18 protein-coding genes are annotated in these 17,850 nt (G+C 73.6%); 6 read left to right on the top strand and 12 right to left on the bottom strand.

Going from position 1 to position 17,850, the window contains the following annotated elements; translation table 11 throughout:
• Positions 1-22: 22 nt before the first annotated feature.
• From O2W14_RS02590 to O2W14_RS02580, 3 genes are all read right to left on the bottom strand, one after another.
• On the bottom strand, positions 23-1,501 hold the full coding sequence (locus O2W14_RS02590) for an ABC transporter substrate-binding protein (protein ID WP_269174532.1): 1,479 nt from the start codon (positions 1,499-1,501) through the stop codon (positions 23-25).
• A gap of 248 nt (positions 1,502-1,749) precedes the next feature.
• Positions 1,750-3,468, bottom strand: a complete 1,719-nt coding sequence (locus O2W14_RS02585; RefSeq protein ID WP_269174531.1) for a dihydroxyacetone kinase family protein — start codon at positions 3,466-3,468, stop codon at positions 1,750-1,752.
• Between the two features lie 81 nt (positions 3,469-3,549).
• Positions 3,550-4,440, bottom strand: a complete 891-nt coding sequence (locus O2W14_RS02580) for an aldo/keto reductase (protein WP_269174530.1) — start codon at positions 4,438-4,440, stop codon at positions 3,550-3,552.
• Between the two features lie 145 nt (positions 4,441-4,585).
• Between O2W14_RS02580 and O2W14_RS02575 the strand changes: the two genes are divergently transcribed.
• Positions 4,586-5,362: an IclR family transcriptional regulator gene (locus O2W14_RS02575; RefSeq protein WP_269174529.1), complete on the top strand. Its 777-nt coding sequence runs from the start codon at positions 4,586-4,588 to the stop codon at positions 5,360-5,362.
• 61 nt (positions 5,363-5,423) lie between these two features.
• Here O2W14_RS02575 and O2W14_RS02570 read toward each other — a convergent pair whose 3' ends face one another.
• From O2W14_RS02570 to O2W14_RS02550, 5 genes are read right to left on the bottom strand one after another with little or no spacing between them, the layout of a single operon-like run.
• On the bottom strand, positions 5,424-6,491 hold the full coding sequence (locus O2W14_RS02570; protein WP_269174528.1) for a CDP-glycerol glycerophosphotransferase family protein: 1,068 nt from the start codon (positions 6,489-6,491) through the stop codon (positions 5,424-5,426).
• Positions 6,488-8,134, bottom strand: a complete 1,647-nt coding sequence (locus O2W14_RS02565) for a glycoside hydrolase family 13 protein (protein ID WP_269174527.1) — start codon at positions 8,132-8,134, stop codon at positions 6,488-6,490. Before O2W14_RS02565 ends, O2W14_RS02570 begins: the two co-directional genes overlap by 4 nt.
• A gap of 1 nt (position 8,135) precedes the next feature.
• Positions 8,136-9,122, bottom strand: a complete 987-nt coding sequence (locus tag O2W14_RS02560) for an ABC transporter substrate-binding protein (RefSeq protein ID WP_269174526.1) — start codon at positions 9,120-9,122, stop codon at positions 8,136-8,138.
• Between the two features lie 38 nt (positions 9,123-9,160).
• Positions 9,161-10,189, bottom strand: coding sequence for an ABC transporter permease (locus tag O2W14_RS02555; RefSeq protein ID WP_269174525.1), 1,029 nt, complete (start codon positions 10,187-10,189; stop codon positions 9,161-9,163).
• Positions 10,186-10,962 carry an ATP-binding cassette domain-containing protein gene (locus tag O2W14_RS02550; protein ID WP_269174524.1) on the bottom strand — a complete coding sequence of 259 codons (777 nt, stop codon included), beginning with the start codon at positions 10,960-10,962 and terminating at the stop codon, positions 10,186-10,188. Before O2W14_RS02550 ends, O2W14_RS02555 begins: the two co-directional genes overlap by 4 nt.
• 323 nt (positions 10,963-11,285) lie before the next feature.
• On the opposite strand from O2W14_RS02550, the gene O2W14_RS02545 reads away from it, so the two are divergent.
• Positions 11,286-11,831, top strand: a complete 546-nt coding sequence (locus O2W14_RS02545) for a GNAT family N-acetyltransferase (RefSeq protein WP_269174523.1) — start codon at positions 11,286-11,288, stop codon at positions 11,829-11,831.
• 114 nt (positions 11,832-11,945) lie between these two features.
• Here the strand turns inward: O2W14_RS02545 and fdhA are convergent, their stop codons facing one another.
• The 4 genes from fdhA to O2W14_RS02525 form a co-directional block, all read right to left on the bottom strand.
• The gene (fdhA, locus tag O2W14_RS02540) at positions 11,946-13,172 is read right to left on the bottom strand and encodes a formaldehyde dehydrogenase, glutathione-independent (protein ID WP_269174522.1); all 1,227 of its coding nucleotides are present in this window, start codon (positions 13,170-13,172) and stop codon (positions 11,946-11,948) included.
• 131 nt (positions 13,173-13,303) lie between these two features.
• On the bottom strand, positions 13,304-14,332 hold the full coding sequence (locus O2W14_RS02535) for a type III polyketide synthase (RefSeq protein WP_269174521.1): 1,029 nt from the start codon (positions 14,330-14,332) through the stop codon (positions 13,304-13,306).
• Positions 14,329-15,066 carry a methyltransferase domain-containing protein gene (locus O2W14_RS02530; protein WP_269174520.1) on the bottom strand — a complete coding sequence of 246 codons (738 nt, stop codon included), beginning with the start codon at positions 15,064-15,066 and terminating at the stop codon, positions 14,329-14,331. Before O2W14_RS02530 ends, O2W14_RS02535 begins: the two co-directional genes overlap by 4 nt.
• Before the next feature lie 10 nt (positions 15,067-15,076).
• Entirely contained in the window at positions 15,077-15,424 is a 348-nt protein-coding gene (locus O2W14_RS02525) for a DUF3140 domain-containing protein (RefSeq protein WP_269174519.1), read from the bottom strand.
• Between the two features lie 50 nt (positions 15,425-15,474).
• Between O2W14_RS02525 and O2W14_RS02520 the strand changes: the two genes are divergently transcribed.
• The 4 genes from O2W14_RS02520 (at position 15,475) to O2W14_RS02505 (ending at position 17,769) form a co-directional block, all read left to right on the top strand.
• Positions 15,475-16,044: a DUF6328 family protein gene (locus O2W14_RS02520; RefSeq protein WP_269174518.1), complete on the top strand. Its 570-nt coding sequence runs from the start codon at positions 15,475-15,477 to the stop codon at positions 16,042-16,044.
• Positions 16,045-16,078: 34 nt separating this feature from the next.
• Complete coding sequence (locus tag O2W14_RS02515; RefSeq protein WP_269174517.1) at positions 16,079-16,999, top strand: ribokinase; 921 nt, start codon at positions 16,079-16,081, stop codon at positions 16,997-16,999.
• A 37-nt stretch (positions 17,000-17,036) separates the two neighbouring features.
• Positions 17,037-17,207, top strand: coding sequence for a hypothetical protein (locus O2W14_RS02510; RefSeq protein ID WP_269174516.1), 171 nt, complete (start codon positions 17,037-17,039; stop codon positions 17,205-17,207).
• Between the two features lie 436 nt (positions 17,208-17,643).
• Positions 17,644-17,769, top strand: a complete 126-nt coding sequence (locus O2W14_RS02505; RefSeq protein WP_269174515.1) for a hypothetical protein — start codon at positions 17,644-17,646, stop codon at positions 17,767-17,769.
• Positions 17,770-17,850 lie beyond the last annotated feature (81 nt).

The following is a 17,850-nucleotide window of genomic DNA, read 5'->3' as shown; positions in this document are numbered from 1 at the left end:
CGACACCTCGTGCCGTGAGCGGTCAGGGCTTGTCGAGGCCCTCGAGGATGTACGGACCACCGTGTCCCGGGAGCACCATGATGTTGGTGACCTTGTCCGGGTCGTAGTAGGTCAGGGAGTTCACGTAGCCCACCTGCACGCTGTACGCGCCCTCGACGGCCGCGGCGGCGATGTCGTCCATCAGCGCCGCCTGCTCCTCGCCGGTGGTCATGACGGCCTTGTCGTAGAGCGCCCGGATCTCCGGTGCCTCGAAGCCGCGCTGGTTGTTGGCGGTCGCCGGGCCGAGCCAGAGGTTGGGCGGCGTCGCGAAGGAGTCCGCCAGACCGAGCGCGACCGCTGCCGCGTCGTACTTGCCGATGTCGGTGTTGGCCGTCTCGCCCGGGGGCCGGACGATGAGCTCCATCTGGACGCCGACCTCACCCAGGTAGCCGGCGACGGCCTCGGCCATCGGCTGGTCCTTCGACAGCGTGACGGCCGAGAAGGAGAACCCGTCGGGGTAGCCACCCTGGGCGAGCAGGCTCTTGGCCTTCGCCGGGTCGTAGCCGTAGTGGTCCAGGAGGGACTCGTCGTAGCCCGGGCCACTGCCCGGGGTGAAGGCGAGCGCGCTCGGCGTCCCCTGGCCCTGGAAGACCGTGTCGATGATGGTCTTCCGGTCGACGGCCCAGTTCAGGGCCTGCCGGACCTCCTTGCTGGCCAGGGCGGGGACGTTGGCGCCCGCGAGGTCGTACAGCGCGATCCCGTTGGCGTTCTGCGGCTGGGAGAAGACCTCGAGGTCCGTCGACTGGGCGGCGGCGAAGTTGCTGCCGTTGCCGTACCCGACGTCGACCTGACCGGAGACCAGCGCGTTGTACATGGCGTTCGCGTCGGTGTAGATCTTGATGACCAGCTCGTCGTGGTCGAAGCGGGCTGCGTCCCAGTAGTCGGGGTTCTTCACGTACGTGTACGTGTTGTCGGTGGTCGTCCGCCCCTCGTCCAGCGTGTAGGGGCCGGCACCGACCGGGTGGATGCCGAGGTCACCGGAGTCCAGTGCCGCGGGGCTGGGCACCGCCCCCATGTGCCCGACGAAGAACTTGGTCAGGCGCGGGTCGGGGCGACTGAGCTCCAGCCGGACCGTCAGCGGGTCGACGACCACCACGTTCTCGATGGCGTCGAGGTTGCTGTAGGGCGTGTCCTCGGCCGTGCGGCCGTAGTCGAGCCACTTCTTGACCGCCTCGGCGTCGTAGTCCTCGCCATCGGTGAACTTCACGCCGGGCCGGAGGTCGAAACGCAGCGTCTGGGCGTCCTCCCACTCCCACGACTCGGCCATGCCGGGGCGTTCGACACCCTGGGCGTCGCGCTCGATGAGGGCGCCGTAGATCGCGTGCATGTGTGCGCTGACCTGGGCCCCGGCGTTGGCGTACATGGGGTCGAACGTCTCGGGCGCGTAGGCGTAACCGATCGACACCGTGCTCGGCGCCCCCGCGGCGTCCGCGCCTGCGCCCCCGCCACAGGCTGCCGTCATCATCAGCAACCCCGCCGACACGGCTGCTCCGACGCCACGAAGGGCTCGGTTCAGCGGTGATGAACTCGTCGTTGACTTCATCCTCGTCCTCTTTCCGGCGGCGCCGTGAGAGCGCCGAGTGGGCAGTGTGTGTGGTCGAACCGTGCGCGGTGGGGTCTGCGCCCGAGGCGTCGCTCGGGCTCTCGCGGCGTCCCTCGTGATGTGAACTGTATCACCGTGTGCAACGGCGTTGCATGTAGTGAGACGCGCTATTCCGGCGATGCCGCGAGGACGTCCGCGACAGCGCGGACGACCAGGGCGAACGAGACGGCACCCGGGTCGCTCGTCCCGACCGAGCTGGCGCCGTGCGTACGCGCACGCCCCAGCCGGGCCGGGTAGCCGGCCGTCCTCCTGGCGCCGTGATCGGCGGCGGTCGCAGCGGCGTCCCAGGCAGCGGTCATCGGCGCGTCGCCGGCGACGGCCGCCTGCAGCGCCTCGGCGAAGGGCACGAGCGCATCGACCATGGTCTTGTCACCCGGGCGCGCTCCGCCCCGGGCCTGGACGGACTCGCGGAACGCCGCCACCGCGGCCAGCAGGTCCGGCCCGCCGAGCAGACGTTCGTCGCCCACGACCTGCCCCGCCTCCCGCAGCGCAGCCCCCCAGAGCGCGCCGGAGGTCCCGCCACCGACGTCGGACCACGCCTGGCCCGCCACGGCGAGCACGCTGCCGGCGCCGGCGCCGGCAGCCACCGCGTCCTGTGCGGCACGCAGCGCAGCGGTGATCCCCCGGGCCATCCCGGCACCGTGGTCCCCGTCGCCGGCGACTGCGTCGAGCTCACCGAGGGCCGACTCCTCCGCCAGCACCGCTGCCCGGGCGCCGGCCAGCGCCCCGACCAACCGGACCGCCACCGCGTGGGACGCCGGCGACCCTGCCGACACCGACCCCGCCGGCGACTCCTGCGGCTGCAGCACCCGGCGGGGAGCAGCGGCAGCAGCGGGCCCACGGGAGAACGCCGGCGTGTCCGCACCGGCCAGCCAGCCCGACTCGAGCTCGTCGTCGAGGTACATCAGCGACACCGAGAGACCGGCCATGTCCAGACTGGTGACCAGTTCACCGACGACCGGCGCGACGAGGACCATCCCCGCCTGCTCCAGCCGTACCGCGACGCGGGCGAAGACCACGTGGAGCTCGTCGTACTTCGTGGCACCGAGGCCGTTGACCAGGACGGCGACCCGCCGCCCCGCCTCGGGCGGGCGCTCGTCGAACAACCCGTCCACCACCAGGTCCGCGACCTCGTCGGCCGAGCCGAGCGGGCGCTGGGCGATGCCCGGCTCGCCGTGGATCCCCAGGCCCACCGCCACCTGCCCGGCGGGCACCTCGAAGAGCGGACGGTCGGCCCCGGGCAGGGTGCACCCGGAGAAGGCGACCCCGAACGAGCGTGTCGCCTCGTTGGCCCGGCGGGCGATCCGCTCGACCTCGTCCAGCGAACAGCCGCGCTCGGCGGCCGCACCGACCACCTTGACCACCAGGAAGCTGCCGGCGATGCCACGCCGCTGCGCGTGCTCGCCGTCGCCACCTGAGGCGATGTCGTCGGTGACGGCCACCATGCGGGCCGGCACCCCGTCGGCGTCCAGCACGTCCCGCGCGGCACCGAAGTGCAGGATGTCGCCGGCGTAGTTGATGGGGAGGAACAGCACGCCCCCACCCGACTCCGCGGCCCTGGCGACGGAGAGCACCTGCGTCTCCGCCGGGGACGCGAACACGTTGCCGCAGGCGGCCCCGTGCCCCAGGCCCGGCCCGATCCACCCCGCGAAGGCAGGGAAGTGCCCGGACCCGCCCCCCAGCACGATCGCCACCTGCCCGCGGGCCGGCTCACCGGCGCGGACCACCCCGCCGGGCACCGCGAGCACGTGGTCGGGGTGCGCTCCGGCGAAGCCGCTGAGAGCCTGGGCGGCGAACTCCACCGGCTCATTGACCAGTCGCGTCATCGCCCACTCCCGGTGGCCGCAGCGTCGTGCAGCTCTGCCTGCTCGTCCATGTCCACTCCTCGGTCTCTGCGCACGGGCCGGTCAGTGGCCGGCGGGGAGGCCGTTGGTGGGCGGCGTGTCCGGATGGGTCCCGATGCGGTGGTCCCGGTTCATCGCCGCCAGCCGCGCGTGCTCGTCCTCGGTCAGCGTGAAGTCCAGGACGTCGAGGTTCTGCCGGATGCGGTCGGGGTTCGAGGACTTGGGGATCACCACGTGGCCCAGGTCCAGGTGCCAGCGCAGGACGACCTGGGCCGGGCTCTTGCCGTGCCGGACGCCGATCTCGGCGAGCACCGGCTCGTCCAGCAGCTTCCCCTGCCCGAGCGGGCTCCAGGCCTCGGTGACGATGGCGTGCGCCTGGTGGTAGGCGCGCAGTTCGTGCTGCTGCATCCAGGGGTGCAGCTCGATCTGGTTGAGCACCGGCTGCTCGTCGAACTCGGCACGGAGCAGCTCCAGGTGCTTGACCAGGAAGTTCGACACCCCGATCGACCGCGCCCGGCCCTGCCGCTTGATCTCCGACAGCGCACGCCAGGTGTCCTGGATCCGGCCGAGGTGGGCCATCGGCCAGTGGACGAGGTACAGGTCCACGTGGTCGACGCCGAGCCGGGTGACGCTCTTGTCGAAGGCCGCGAGCGTCTCCTCGTAGCCGTGGTCGGTGTTCCAGACCTTCGTGGTGAGGAAGACGTCCTCCCGGTCGACCCCCGACTCGCGGATCCCCCGCCCCACCCCCTCCTCGTTGCCGTAGACGGCGGCCGTGTCGATGGACCGGTAACCGGCCTCGAGGGCAGACCGCACGGAGGCTGCGGCATCGTCGGAGGCGACGCGCAGCACGCCCAGCCCCACCCTGGGGATGGACCGGCCGTCGGCGAGCGCGACCGTCGTGGGGTCCGCCGCGCCGACCGGCGCAGAGGTGTCGGGTGTGACGTTGATGGACATAGGAGAGGTGCTCCCCGAGGTAGGTGGACGGCGCTGTCCCCCGACGAGATGTTGCATCGCATGCAACACCGTCCCGTCTGGTAGATTCGGACCGTAGCGACGCCTCCTCGGTGGTGTCAATCACGTCCGTTCGAGCGGAGGACTCGTGACAGCACTCGAAGTCGCGGACAACGAGAAGCCCGGCCCGCAGACGGCGAACATGCTGCTCAGGGGTCTGGCCGTGCTCGAGTCGGTCGCCCGGTCCGGCAGCCGGCGGGGCGTGAGCGTGACCGAGGTGTCCCTGGACACCGGCCTGGAGAAGTCCACGGCCTCTCGGATCCTGTCGATCCTGCGGGACGCCGGCTACCTACGGCAGGACGGCTACCGGCGCTACCGGCTGACCGCCCGGCTCAGCCAGCTCTCGGTCGGCTACTCCGACATCGAGGACCTGCTGGCGGTCGCCCGGCCACACCTGGAGGCGCTGCACGAGAAGTTCGACGAGGAGGTGCACCTCGCCGTGCTCGACGGCGGGTACATGGTGTTCGTCGACTACATCCCCTCCTCCCAGGTCGTGCGCTCGACCCTGTCCACGACGCAGCGGCTCGTGCACGAGACCGCCGCCGGCCGGGCCGCCCTGTGCCTGCTCGACCGGGAGGCGCGCCACCACGCGCTCGAGCTCTCCTCCGCCGGTGGGGACGTGCAGCTCTCGGACGCCGACATCGACCGGATCATGAGCGAGCTCGACGAGGCCCGCGACCGCGGCTGGGCCGGGTTCGACGCCAACGACGGGGTCACACGGTTCGCCGCCCCGATCGTGGACTCCGAGGGGTCACCCATCGCCGCGATGTGCATCTCCGGGCCGACGTACCGGGTCGTGCCCAGACAGGAGCAGTTCGCCACCGCGGTGATGGCCGCAGCACAGGCGGTCAGCGGCGCGATGTGAGACGGGCGGTCGACGGACCCGATGCCGGCGCGGAGGCCGCGGGGCGGAGAGCCGGCCGGTCTCAGCCGGGCCAGACCGCTTCGACCACCCGCTCGCTGGCGTGCCCGTCCTCCAGCGCGCACCAGCGTGCGACGAAGCGCGCGTGGTCGTCCGCGTGTGCCGCAGCCACGCCCGGCAGGTCGAGCAGCACCTCGGTCAGCGAACCCTGGTCGAGCACGACCGGCCCGGGCGCGCCGGTGCGCAGGTCGAAGGTGAAGCCACGGAGCCGGCCCTCGTAGTGCTCCAGGTCGTAGGTGAACAGCACGATCGGCTTGCCCGTCACCGCGAAGTCGAACATCGACGACGAGTAGTCGGTGACCAGCACGTCGGCGGCCAGGTACAGCTCGGCGATGTCCGGGTGCCCGGACACGTCGCGCACCCGCCCACTGCTGGCCGGCCGCTGCTGGTGCCCCATGTAGTGGTGCAGCCGCAGCAGCAGGACGGCGTCGTCGCCGAGCCGCCCGGCCAGCGCCGCGACGTCCAGCCCGAGCGAGGCCTCGGCGCCCGGCGCCGCCTCGTCGTCCCGGTAGGTGGGGGCATAGAGGACCGCGGTCGTGCCCTCGGTGATGCCGAGCGCCGCCCGCACCCGTGCCCGGTGCGCGTCCCGGTCGGGGGCGAGCAGGACGTCGTTGCGCGGGTAGCCGATCTCCAGGAGCGCACCGGTGTACCCGAAGGCCGAGCGCAGCAGCCGGGTCCCCTCGCCGCCCGGGGTGACCAGCCAGTCCCAGCGGGCGATGTCATCGTCGAGGACGGCCATCACGTCGTCCGGGGGCACCGAGGTGGCGTCGCGGTGGATCCGCTTCAACGGCGTGCCGTGCCAGGTCTGCAGGTACCGCGCACCGGGCGGCTTGCGCCACTCGTCGAGCTGGATGTGCGTGTTGGCCACCAGGACGTCGGCGGACTCCAGCGCCGCCACGGCGGCCGGGGTCCCGATCGGCACGGTCACCGCGTCGGCGGGGAAGGCCGCGGCGTGCCGCGGGTCGGCGAGCCACACGTGCTCCTCGCCGCCCCCGCGCGCCCGCAGCGCCTCGTACAGCGCGCGCGGGTTGTCGGAGTACCGGCCGTTGAACGAGTTCCACACGACCCTCATCGGGAGCCCTCCTCGTCGGGCACGAGCCAGGCGGCGGTGTCGACCGGCAGGACGCCGTCCGGCGCGGGACCGGAGGCGAGCACGACGCGCCGCCCGGCCGGCAGCGGCACGTCGTCCGGGCCGAAGTTCACCCACACGACCGTCGTCCCCCGGGCGAAGGCGAGCACGCCGTCGGGGGCCTCGTGCCACACCAGCGGCCCGGCCATCAGCTCGTGGCGCAGGCCGAGGGCACAGCGGTAGAGCGCCAGCGTCGAGTCCGGGTCCTGCTCCTGCGCGGCCGCGGTGAGCGGTCCCCAGCCCGGCGGCTGCGGCAGCCAGGGCTCGGGGGCACCAGGCGGGGAGAAGCCGTACGGCGGCCGGTCCCCCGACCAGGGCAGCGGCACGCGGGACCCGTCGCGGCCGGGGTCCCGGCCGCCGGAACGGGTGTGGATCGGGTCGAGCCGGCGCTCGGTGGGGATGTCCTCGACCTCCTCGAGGCCGAGCTCCTCCCCCTCGTAGACGTAGACCAGCCCGGGGAGCGCCGTGGTGAGCAGGGCGGCCGCCCGCGCCCGGGTCCGGCCCAGCGCGAGGTCGGGCTCCTCGGTGCCCCAGCGGGCCCGCTCGGACTCGTTGGACCCGCGCTCGGGCCACTGGGTGCGGGCGTAGCGGGTCACCTGCCGGACCACGTCGTGGTTGGTCAGCGCCCAGGCGCTCGGGGCACCGGTGAGCGCGGCGGTGGCCAGCCCGCGCTCGACGACCCGGCGCCACGGCCCCTCCCGCCAGGTCACGTGCAGCGGCTCGAACTCGAAGGCCATGTGCAGCTCGTCGGACCGCAGGTACAGCGGCAGCCGCTCGGGCCGAGCCACCCACGCCTCGGCCACGAAGACCCGCGGCGGGTCGTAGGAGTCCGCGACCTCGCGCCACTCCCGGTAGACCTCGTGCACCTCGTCCTGGTCCCAGCCCGGGTGCTCCTCGGTGCGCCGGTCCCTGCCCAGGGCGTCGGGCAGGCCGGCCTCCTTGACCAGCCCGTGGGCGACGTCGACCCGGAAGCCGTCGACGCCGCGGTCGAACCAGAACCGCAGGACGTCGACGAACTCGGCGCGGACCTCGGGGTTGCGCCAGTCGAGGTCGGGTTGCTCGGGGGCGAAGGAGTGCAGGTACCACTCCCCCGGCCGGCCGTCGGCGTCCGTGGTGCGGGTCCACGACGGCCCGCCGAAGCAGCTCTCCCAGTCGTTGGGCGGCAGCGCACCGCCCTCCCCCCGGCCCGGCCGGAACAGGTACCGGGCCCGCGCCCGGGCGTCGCCGGCCAGCGCGGCCCGGAACCAGGCGTGGGCGTCGGAGGTGTGGTTCGGGACGATGTCCACCAGCACCCGCAGGCCGAGCGCGTGCGCCTCCTGGACGAACGCCTCGGCCTGCCCGAGCCCGCCCAGCACGGCGTCGACGTCCCGGTAGTCGGCCACGTCGTAGCCGTTGTCGACCATCGGCGAGGGGTACCAGGGGGTCACCCAGACCGCGTCGACGCCGAGCTCGGCCAGGTACGGCAGCCGGGCGCGCAGCCCGGCGAGGTCGCCGACCCCGTCCCCGCCCCCGTCCGCGAAGCTGCGGGGCAGGACCTGGTAGACCGCTGCGGTCCGCCACCAGGGGGCAGGGGTCGACGACGACACGTCAGCAGTCGACCTTGTAGAGGTACTCCTGGACCTCGGGGGTCGCGACGTTCTCCGGGGTCGCGAAGACGAACGGCACCGTCTGGTTGCGCTCGACCTCCTCGTCCTTGGACAGGGCCACCGCGGCGTCGACGCCCAGGGCGCCCTCGCGGTACGGGTACTGCACGACGATGCCGTCGACGGCGCCGTCCTCCAGCGCCTGGATGATCGGCTCGGAGGTGTCGTAGCCGACGACCTTCACGTCGCCGGTGCGACCGGCCTCGCGCACACCGGTGATCGCGCCCTCGGTGCTGTTGGTGGCCATCGTGTAGATGCCCTTGAGGTTCGGGTTCGACGAGGCCGCACCGGAGGCGATGGAGGCCGCGGTGGCGGTGGCGTTCTCGTCGTACTGCACGCCGAGGTAGGTGATGCCCGGGAAGGCCTTGAGGCCCTCCGCGAAGCCCTGCTCGCGCAGCTCGCCGATCGGGTTGCCCGGCGTCTGGTTGATCGCCAGCACCTCGCCCTGGCCGTTGAGCAGCTTGCCGAGGTTCTCCGCGGCGAGCCGCCCGCCCTCGAGGTTGTCGGACTGGATGTTCGCGCTGCCGATCGAGGTGTCCTCGAGGTCGCCGTCGATGGTGATGATGTCGACGCCGGCGTCCTTGGCCTCGGTCAGCGGCACGGCCATCGCGGTCGCGTCGGTCACCGAGATCATCAGCGCGTCCGGGGCGTTGGCGACGATGGCGTTGACCACCGAGGTCTGCGCGGCCACGTCGAAGGTCGGCGAGCCCTGGACGCTGAAGTCGACGCCGAGCTCGGCCGCGCGGTCGCGACCGCCGCAGCCGACGGTGCTGTAGAAGGGGTTGCCGGTCAGGCCGGGCACGTAGACGACGGACAGGGCCTCGCCGCCACCGTCTCCGGCGGCGGCGCCGGTCTCCTCCCCGCCACCACCACAGGCGGCGAGGACGAGCGCGGACGCGGCGAGGACGGCGGCCATGGGAGTGCGGTGCACGGGGGCTCCAGTTGTTCGAAGGGGGACGTGCGGGGAGGTCAGGCCTGGTTGCGCCGGCGGCGCTTGAGCTGGTCGAGGTAGACGGCCACCACCAGGACGATGCCGATGGCGACCTCCTGCCAGAACGGCTGGACGTTGAGCTGGATGAAGCCGTTGTTGAGCACGGTCGGGATGGCCATGCCGATCACCGTGCCGATCACCGTGCCGACCCCGCCGAAGAGGCTGGTGCCACCCAGGACGACGCCGGTGATGACCTCGAGCCCGTCGCTGGTGTGCCCGCTGATCGTGGTGGTGGCGAAACGGGTCAGGGACAGCAGCCCGGCCAGCCCGGCCAGCATGCCGTTGAGCGTGTAGAGCCAGAAGGTGTGCCGGTCGACGTCGACGCCGGCCCGCCGGGCGGACTCCTCGTTGCTGCCGATGAGCTGGGTGTGCCGCCCGAACCGGGTCTGGGACAGCACGAACCCGCCGATCAGCGCGACCAGCGCGGCGACCCACACCAGCCAGCTGACGCCCAGGGGGCGGTCGGTGGCGACGCTGATCATCGCCTTGGGCACGGTGCGCACGTCGGTGCCGTTGCTGATCAGGAGTGCCGCACCCAGGGCCGCGCCCATGGAGCCCAGCGTGGTGATCAGGGCGGGCACCTTGAGCTTGGAGATCACCAGCCCGTTGATCGCGCCCCACGCGGCACCGGCGAGCAGCGCGGTGATCGCGCCGAGCAGCACGGTGCCCGCGCCGTCACCGCCCTGGGACTCCATGACCTTGGCGGCGCACACGCCGGAGAACACGAGCACCGAGCCGATGGAGATGTCGAACCCGGCGGCGACCAGCACGAAGGTCGCGCCGACGGCCATGACCAGCAGCACGGCCATGTCGGTGAGCACGTTGCGCAGCGTCACCGGCGTAGGGAAGGAGTCGGGCGCGGCGAAGGAGAACACCAGCACCAGGACCAGCAGGACGGCGGTCATGTAGGCGGGCGAGGAGTTGAGGAGCCGCCGCCCGCGCCGGCCCTTCGCGGTGGTGCCGGTGCGCGCGGCGTCCGGGGCCTTGGCCGGGTCGATGGCGGTCACTGGTGGTCTCCCAGGGTCTCGTCCCGCACGTCCAGCGCGCCGGTCATGGCGCCGACGAGCTGCTCGACGGTGGCCGTCCTGGCCTCGAGGTCGGCGACCCGCCGGCCCAGGCGGAGCACCTGGACGCTGTCGGCGGCCTCGAGCACCTCGGGCATGTTGTGGGTGATCAGGACGACGGCGACGCCGGTGCTCGCCACGCGGCGCACGAGCTCGATGACCTTGCCGGTCTGGCGCACGCCGAGCGCGGCGGTGGGCTCGTCCATGATCACCACCCGCTTGGCCCACATGACCGCGCGGCAGATCGCCACGCTTTGGCGCTGACCGCCCGAGAGTGCCCCGACGGGTGCGTCGAGGTCCTTGACGTCGGTGCCCATGGAGGTGAACGCCTCTTCGGCGCGGGCCCGCATCGTCTTCTTGTCCAGCATCCCGAGGCGGCCGGCCAGGCCCGGGCGCAGCAGCTCCCGTCCGGCGAAGGCGTTCTCGGCCGGCCCGAGCTCGGGGGCGAGCGCCAGGTCCTGGTAGACGGTCTCGATGCCGAGCTCGCGGGCGCGGGTGGGGGAGGCCATGTGCACCGGCTTCCCGTCGATCAGCACCTCGCCGCCGTCGCGCTGCAGAGCCCCCGACAGGATCTTGATCAGCGTGCTCTTGCCGGCACCGTTGTCGCCGATCAGCGCGGTGACCTGGCCCGCGCGGGCGGTGAAGTCGACCTCGCGCAGGACGTCGACGTGGCCGAAGGACTTCACCACGCCGCGGGCCTCGAGGACGATGCTCATGCGGAGAGCGCGTGGGGACGATGGGGCGGTGTCACGGAGGGGCCTCCAGGCAGGGCGAGGTACGTGCTCGGGGTGGCACCGGTCAGCCGACCGTAGCGGCTGGGGACGCCCGGGCAGCGCCGAGCACCCGGCTCCGCACCGGTCGGCAGAAGTATGTCGTAGACAACCGAACGCCTCCGCCCGAGGGTCCACACAGTGGGACGGCCCACCCGGACGACGCGGGGCCCACGGGTCCGCACGGTCGGCGCACCGCCCGACGTCGCAGGTCAGGACGCCGTCGGAGCCGGGCTGCGGCACGGGCGACCGTGGGCGAGGGTGGTCCGGTGAGCTCCCTCCCCACCGTGCGGTCCCTGCCGACGGCCGACCTCGGCGTCACCGAGCGGGCGACCCTGCGCCGCTTCCTGGTCGAGGCCTACGGCGGCCGGTTCGGCGACGAGTCCTGGGCGCACGCCCTCGGCGGGGTGCACGTGCTGGCCACCGTCGACGGCGAGCTGGCCGGGCACGCCGCGGTCGTCCAGCGGCAGCTCGTCACCGGCGGGCACACCCTGCGCACCGGGTTCGTCGAGGCGGTCGCCACCGCTGCCGCGCTGCGCCGCCGCGGGGTGGGCAACGCGGTGATGGCCGAGGTCGAGCGACTGGTGACCGGCGGCCACGAACTCGGCGCGCTGTCGGCCAGCGAGGACGGCCGCGGGCTCTACGCGGCGCGGGGCTGGACGCCGTGGCCCGGTCCGCTGGCCGCGCTCACCCCGGACGGCGTCGTCCCGACCCCGGACGAGGAGGTGTTCGTGCTGTCCACCCCGGCGACACCGGCAGGGCTGGACACCACCGGCCGGCTGGTCTGCGACTGGCGGCGCGGCGAGCTCTGGTGAGCCGCCCGCCCGAGCGAGGACCCTGCTGGCCGTGAACGAGCCCGGGCACGCCCCGGCACTGACGCCGGGCCGCGCCGTCCACGCACCGCGAGGCACGTGGACGGCGCGAGTCGTTCAGGCTGCCTTCTTGGGGACCATCCCGTGCGGGTCGATGACGTACTTCTTGGCCGCGCCGGAGTCGAACTCGGCGTAGCCCTGCGGCGCCTCGTCCAGCGAGATGGTGGTGGCGTTGACCGCCTTAGCGATCTGCACCTTGTCGTGCAGGATCGCCATCATCAGCTGCCGGTTGTAGCGCATCACCGGGCACTGGCCGGTCGTGAACGAGATCGACTTGGCCCACCCGGTGCCCAGCGACAGCGACAGCGCACCGACCTTGGCCGCCTCGTCGATGCCACCCGGGTCACCGGTGACGTAGAGCCCGGGGATGCCGATCGACCCACCGGCGGCGGTGATCTCCATCAGCGAGTTCAGCACCGTCGCCGGGGCCTCCTTGCCCGCGCCCTCGCCGTGCCCGCGCGCCTCGAAGCCCACCGCGTCGACCGCCGCATCGACCTCGGGCACACCCAGGATCTGCTCGATCTGGTCCTGCGGGGCGCCCTTGGACACGTCGACGGTCTCGCAGCCGAAGCTGCGGGCCTGGGCCAGCCGGTCCTCGTTGAGGTCGGACACGATGACCACCGCGGCACCCAGCAGCTGGGCGCCGACCGCCGCGGCGAGCCCGACGGGGCCGGCGCCGGCGATGTAGACCGTCGACCCGGGCTTCACGCCCGCGGTGACCGCGCCGTGGAAGCCGGTCGGGAAGATGTCCGACAGCATCGTCAGGTCCAGCACCTTCTCCAGGGCCTGGTCCCGGTCGGGGAACTTCAGAAGGTTCCAGTCGGCGTAGGGCACCGTGACGTACTCGGCCTGCCCACCGACCCAGCCGCCCATGTCCACGTAGCCGTAGGCGGCGCCGGGACGGGCCGGGTTCACGTTCAGGCAGATGCCGGTCTTGCCCTCCTTGCAGTTGCGACAGCGCCCGCAGGCGATGTTGAACGGCACGGAGCAGATGTCCCCGACCTCGATGAACTCGACGTCGGGGCCCTTCTCGACGACCTCGCCGAGGATCTCGTGGCCCAGCACCAGGTTCGGCGGCGCCGTCGTGCGGCCACGGACCATGTGCTGGTCGCTGCCGCAGATGTTGGTGGTGACCACCTTGAGGATCACGCCGTGGTTGAGCTTGCGGCCCACGTTCGCCGGGTTGACGCCCGGGCCGTCCAGCAGTTCCAGTTTCGGGTAGTCGGTCTCGTGGACCTCGACCTTGCCCGGCTCGATGTACGCAACGCCTCTGTTGCCAGCCATCTGTGAGCTCCTCTGTCCTGGGAACGCCGCCGGGCCGGGGAACTCACCCGGCGGGTGCATGCGCCGGAGGGCATGTGGGCCCGAGTGTGCCCCTGATCACCCCGGCGCGCGCCCGGGCCGGACCTGTGAGTTCAGGCGGGCAGCAGGAGGGTGGCGTACAGCGTCAGGCCGGGCCCGAAGGCCAGCGCGACGACCGGGCCGTCGACGTCCCCCAGCTCCTCCAGGACCAGCAGCACCGTCGCCGAGGAGCAGTTGCCGTGCCGGGCCAGCACCCGGCGCGAGGCGCCCATCTGGTCCTCGGCCAGGCCGAGGGTGTCCCGGACGACGTCGAGGATGCGCGGCCCGCCCGGGTGCACGGCCCAGCCGGCGACGTCCTCGATCCGCAGACCCGCGGTGGCCAGCAGCTCCTCCACCACGCCACCGACGTGCCGGCCCAGCACGTCGGGGACCCGCGGCGAGAGCCCCATCAGGAAGCCCAGGTCGGTGACGTCCCAGGTCATGTGGTCGGCGGTGGCCGGGTCGGTGCGGGCGACGGTGGCCGCGATCCGGCGTCCGCGCCCGGCACCGGGCTCGATGACGACCGCGGCGGAGGCGTCGCTGAACAGCGAGTGCGTCACGACCTGCTCCAGCTCCGGCAGCGCGGGCTGCACGTGCAGGCTGGTGAGCTCCAGGCACAGCAGCACCGCGGGCCGCGACCGGGCGGTCACGAAGTCACCGACCGCACCGAGCCCGGGGAGGGCGGCGTAGCAGCCCATGTGCCCGACCAGCAGCCGCTGCGTGTCCAGGGACATGCCCAGGTCGCTGGCCAGCCGGATGTCCAGGCCCGGGGTGGCGTAGCCGGTGCAGGTGGCGACGGCGAACAGCCCGACGTCGCCCGGCGCGAGACCCGCGCCGTCCAGCGCGCCGGCGACGGCCTGCTTGCCCAGCGGCACCGCCTCGGTGATGTAGCGCTCCATCCGGGCCCCGGTGCCCCACTGGGTCAGGTCCTCGTCGCCCGGGTAGGCCACCGCGTGCCGGCTCGTGACGCCGGCGGCCATGAAGACGCGCTCGGCCGCGCGCACGCCGTCGTACTGCGCGGCGAAGAAGTCGTCCCAGACGTCACGCTGCTGGTAGACGGCCGGGAGCGCGTGCCCCGCGCCGGTGATCACCGCTGCGCTCATGGCCCGACCGTACGTGCGGGGCCGGAGGTGTGCCGCTCGGTCGTGCCCCGCCTGGTGCCGTAGCCGGCGAACAGGACCCCGGTGTAGGACATGGGCCGCATGCGGACGACGTCGCGCCGGCCGCGCCGCCAGCCCACCAGGTCCCGCACGGAGGGGCGCAGCCCCACCAGCCGCAGGTCGAGCCCGGCCCGGTCGGCGGCGGCCAGCAGCTCGCGCCGGTCGACGAACAGCGCCGGGTCGTGGATGCCCGGCGGCGGCCCACCGGGCATCCGCTCGGCGATCGTCACCGCGACCACCCCGGCCAGCCGCGTGCCGGCGATCGAGTCGATCACCAGCACCCCACCGGGCCGCAGCAGCCGGGCGCACTCGGCCAGCACCTGGCCGGGGTCCTCGACGTGCTCCAGGATCTCCCCGGCGGTGACGACGTCGGCGCACCCGTCGGCGAGCGGGACGGCGAGCACCGACCCGCGCACGACGGTCACCCCGTGCTCGCGGGCGGTGCACAGGCCGGCCAGCCCGATGTCGACCCCGACGTGCCGGTAGCCGAGCCGGGCCACGTGCGGGGCCATCAGCCCGCCCCCGCAGGCCAGGTCGACCAGCAGCGCCCCCGGCCGGGCCGGGGGGACGTGCTCGGCACGGGAGGCGGCGATCCAGTGCAGCATCGCGAAGCCGCCCGTCGGCTCCCACCACTGGTCGGCCAGCTGGTCGTACTGGGCGGGGTCGTTGGGGCGCACCCGGCGGACGCTACTTCTTCAGCGGGTCGTGGCCCCAGTTCATGAGGCTGTACCGCCACTTCGAGGTCTCGACGTCCTCGTGCTCGGGCTCCTGGGCCAGGTGCCGCTGCACGTAGCCGTGCACCTTGCGCATGTGCGCCAGGTCGTCGTCGCTGAGGTCGGCCTTCTTGGTGTGCAGCAGCTCGACGATGCGGCGCCCGGACTCGTGGCCGGTGGACTCCGACGCGCCGTCCTTCTTCTGCCCGACCGACTGCGACTCCTCGGTGGCCAGCCACTTCTCCAGCTCACCGGCGGTCATGTTCACCGCCTCGCCGAACTCGCGCCGGATCGTGTCGCTGTCTGTGTCCGCTCCGGACATGTCCGTCCTCCGTGGTGTCTGGCCGTGTGGTCCCCGGGTACCGCGGGGGCATGCTCGGGAAACCGGCGGCCGGGGGCCGCGTGCCGCACGGCCGCCTGGACGGCGAGCTGGTGCAGCGCACCGCCGAGCGCCGGGGCGAGAGCCCCGACCAGGTGCTCGACCGCAACCTCGGCGAGCTGCTGCAGGAGCTGCGGGTGGCCTTCACCGGCGTCCAGCTGCTGTTCGCCTTCCTGCTGACCCTGCCGTTCCAGGCCCGCTTCGACCGACTCGACGACGTCGGGCTCACCGTCTACACGGTCACCCTGCTGTCGACGGCGCTGGCCACGCTGACCCTCATCGCGCCGGTGTCCTTCCACCGCCTGGTGTTCCGGCGTCAGCAGAAGGCCGCCCTGGTCGCGGTGGCCGACCGGCTGCTGCTCACCGGGCTGGCACTGCTCCTGCTGGCGATCACCAGCGCCACGCTGCTCGTGCTCGACGTGGCGCTGGGCCGGCCGTCGGCGGTGGCCGGCGCCGTGGTCGTGGCGGTCTTCGGCGTCGTGCTCTGGTACGTGCTGCCGTTCCGGCAGCGCCGCCTGGGCCCCACCCCGGACCCTGCCGGGGACGCTGCGGTGCGCCCGTAGGCTCCGCGCCCGTGGTGATCACCAGGAGGCCCCCGTGTCCGTGACCGTGGTCGGCAGCCTCAACGAGGACGTCGTGGTGACCGTCGACCGCCTGCCCGGGCGGGGCGAGACCGTGGTGGGCTCGGCCGTGGCCGTGCTGCCCGGCGGCAAGGGCGCCAACCAGGCCGCCGCGGCCGGCCGACTGGGCGCAGGCGTGCACATGGTCGGCCGGGTGGGCGCCGACCCCGCGGCGGGCCGGCAGCTGGCCGCGCTGGCCGAGTCCGGGGTCAACGTGGGCCGGGTGCAGCGCACCGACGGCGTCCCGACCGGGACGGCGACCATCCCGGTGGAGGCCGCCGGGGGCGAGAACCTGATCGTGGTGGTGCCCGGGGCCAACGCCCGGCTCACCGCCACCGACGTCGACGTCGAGTCGGTGCACCGGGCCGGCGTGCTGCTGCTGCAGCTGGAGGTCCCGATGGCCACCGTGCAGGCCGCAGCCGTCGCGACCCGGGGCACCGTGGTGCTCAACCCCGCCCCGCCCCAGCCGCTGCCCGCCGAGCTGCTGGCCCGGGTCGACGTCCTGGTGCCCAACGAGCACGAGCTGGTCCGGCTGGCCGGCGCCGAGCCCGGCGCACGCACCCCGGCCGATGTGGCCGACCTCGCCCGGGGGCTGGCGCCGTCGGTGGTGGTCACCCTGGGCGCGCGGGGTGCGCTGGTCGTCACCGGCGACGGGCTGCCGCTGCTGCAGGCCCCGCCGCCGGTCACCCCGGTCGACACCACCGGCGCCGGCGACTGCTTCTGCGGTGCGCTGAGCAGCGCACTCGACCGCGGCCTCCCCCTGCCCGACGCGGTGCGCTACGCGGTCACCGCGGCCGCGCTGTCGACCACCGGCCCCGGCGCCCGCGGCGCGCTGCCCGACGACGACGCGGTCCGTGCGCTGCTGTCCCGGACCCCGCAGGCGGTTCCGGTCAGCTGATGGTTGCCGGTCGGCGGCCCGGGGCAGGAGGGCGCACATGACCGAGACCACAGGACGTACCCCGCACCCCGAGGAGCCCGCCGAGGGCCAGCCGACGTCGGACGACGTCACCGAGACCGGGCGCACCCCGCACCCGGGTCAGCCCGCCGAGGGCGCCGAGGCCGCCACCGAGGGGGTCGACCCCGAGAACCGGATCAGCGGCGTCTGACGTCCCGTTCCCCCGCCGGGGCCGCCGTCGGTGACGCCGGCCCCGGGGTCGTCGGCTCCGGCGCCGGCGGCTCGTACGTTGCCGGCTCCGGCACGGCGGGACCTGCCGGGTCCGGTGCCGGCGGGTGCGCGGCGCGGCGCGGCGGGGCGGTCGGCGGCCGCACCGACGTCCGCCGGGGTCCGGGCCGCCCGACGACGGGGAGCCGCGCCGGGTCGACGGCGCGGCCGGCGGCCGGTCGCTGGTCCGGGCCGGGTGTGGTCACCGCTGCACCGTCCCACGCGGCCGGCCCGAGGGCGAGCGTGCGGCCCCGGTCGGCGGCCTCCCCCTGCTCCGGCTGTCCGCTCCAGATGATTCGTGATAGACGTCTCATCACCCGATGGGGTCCGGGAGCCCGGAGCGGTATCGCTCACGGTGACGAGCGGGAAAGGTGGAGCCCATGCCACAGGACCAGGACAACCGGCCGAACGACGACACCACCAGCCGCCCGGTCGAGGCCGAGCAGCCCACGGCGGGTGCGGTGTCGCGGATGCTGGCCAACCCCCGCCGCACGCGTCGCGCCTGACCCACCCGTCCGGCCGGCCCCACGGCCACCGTGGCCCCCTCCGCACGGTGGCCCGGGACAGGTCGCCGGACCGTCCCACCC

Origin of the sequence: Modestobacter sp. VKM Ac-2986, assembly GCF_026967795.1 — a bacterium.
Classification (GTDB): Bacteria; Actinomycetota; Actinomycetes; order Mycobacteriales; family Geodermatophilaceae; genus Modestobacter.
This window is presented reverse-complemented; position numbering and strand designations above follow the sequence as displayed.

Excerpts from the sequence above, each read along its gene's own strand:
- O2W14_RS02550 (WP_269174524.1), bottom strand. The coding sequence starts at position 10,962 with ATGAGCATCGTCCTCGAGGCCCGCGGCGTGGTGAAGTCCTTCGGCCAC.
- O2W14_RS02580 (WP_269174530.1), bottom strand. The coding sequence starts at position 4,440 with ATGTCCATCAACGTCACACCCGACACCTCTGCGCCGGTCGGCGCGGCG.
- O2W14_RS02525 (WP_269174519.1), bottom strand. The coding sequence starts at position 15,424 with ATGTCCGGAGCGGACACAGACAGCGACACGATCCGGCGCGAGTTCGGC.
- O2W14_RS02590 (WP_269174532.1), bottom strand. The coding sequence starts at position 1,501 with ATGACGGCAGCCTGTGGCGGGGGCGCAGGCGCGGACGCCGCGGGGGCG.
- O2W14_RS02585 (WP_269174531.1), bottom strand. The coding sequence starts at position 3,468 with ATGACGCGACTGGTCAATGAGCCGGTGGAGTTCGCCGCCCAGGCTCTC.
- O2W14_RS02510 (WP_269174516.1), top strand. The coding sequence starts at position 17,037 with ATGACCGAGACCACAGGACGTACCCCGCACCCCGAGGAGCCCGCCGAG.
- O2W14_RS02570 (WP_269174528.1), bottom strand. The coding sequence starts at position 6,491 with ATGAGGGTCGTGTGGAACTCGTTCAACGGCCGGTACTCCGACAACCCG.
- O2W14_RS02535 (WP_269174521.1), bottom strand. The coding sequence starts at position 14,332 with ATGAGCGCAGCGGTGATCACCGGCGCGGGGCACGCGCTCCCGGCCGTC.
- fdhA (WP_269174522.1), bottom strand. The coding sequence starts at position 13,172 with ATGGCTGGCAACAGAGGCGTTGCGTACATCGAGCCGGGCAAGGTCGAG.
- O2W14_RS02505 (WP_269174515.1), top strand. The coding sequence starts at position 17,644 with ATGCCACAGGACCAGGACAACCGGCCGAACGACGACACCACCAGCCGC.
- O2W14_RS02520 (WP_269174518.1), top strand. The coding sequence starts at position 15,475 with ATGCTCGGGAAACCGGCGGCCGGGGGCCGCGTGCCGCACGGCCGCCTG.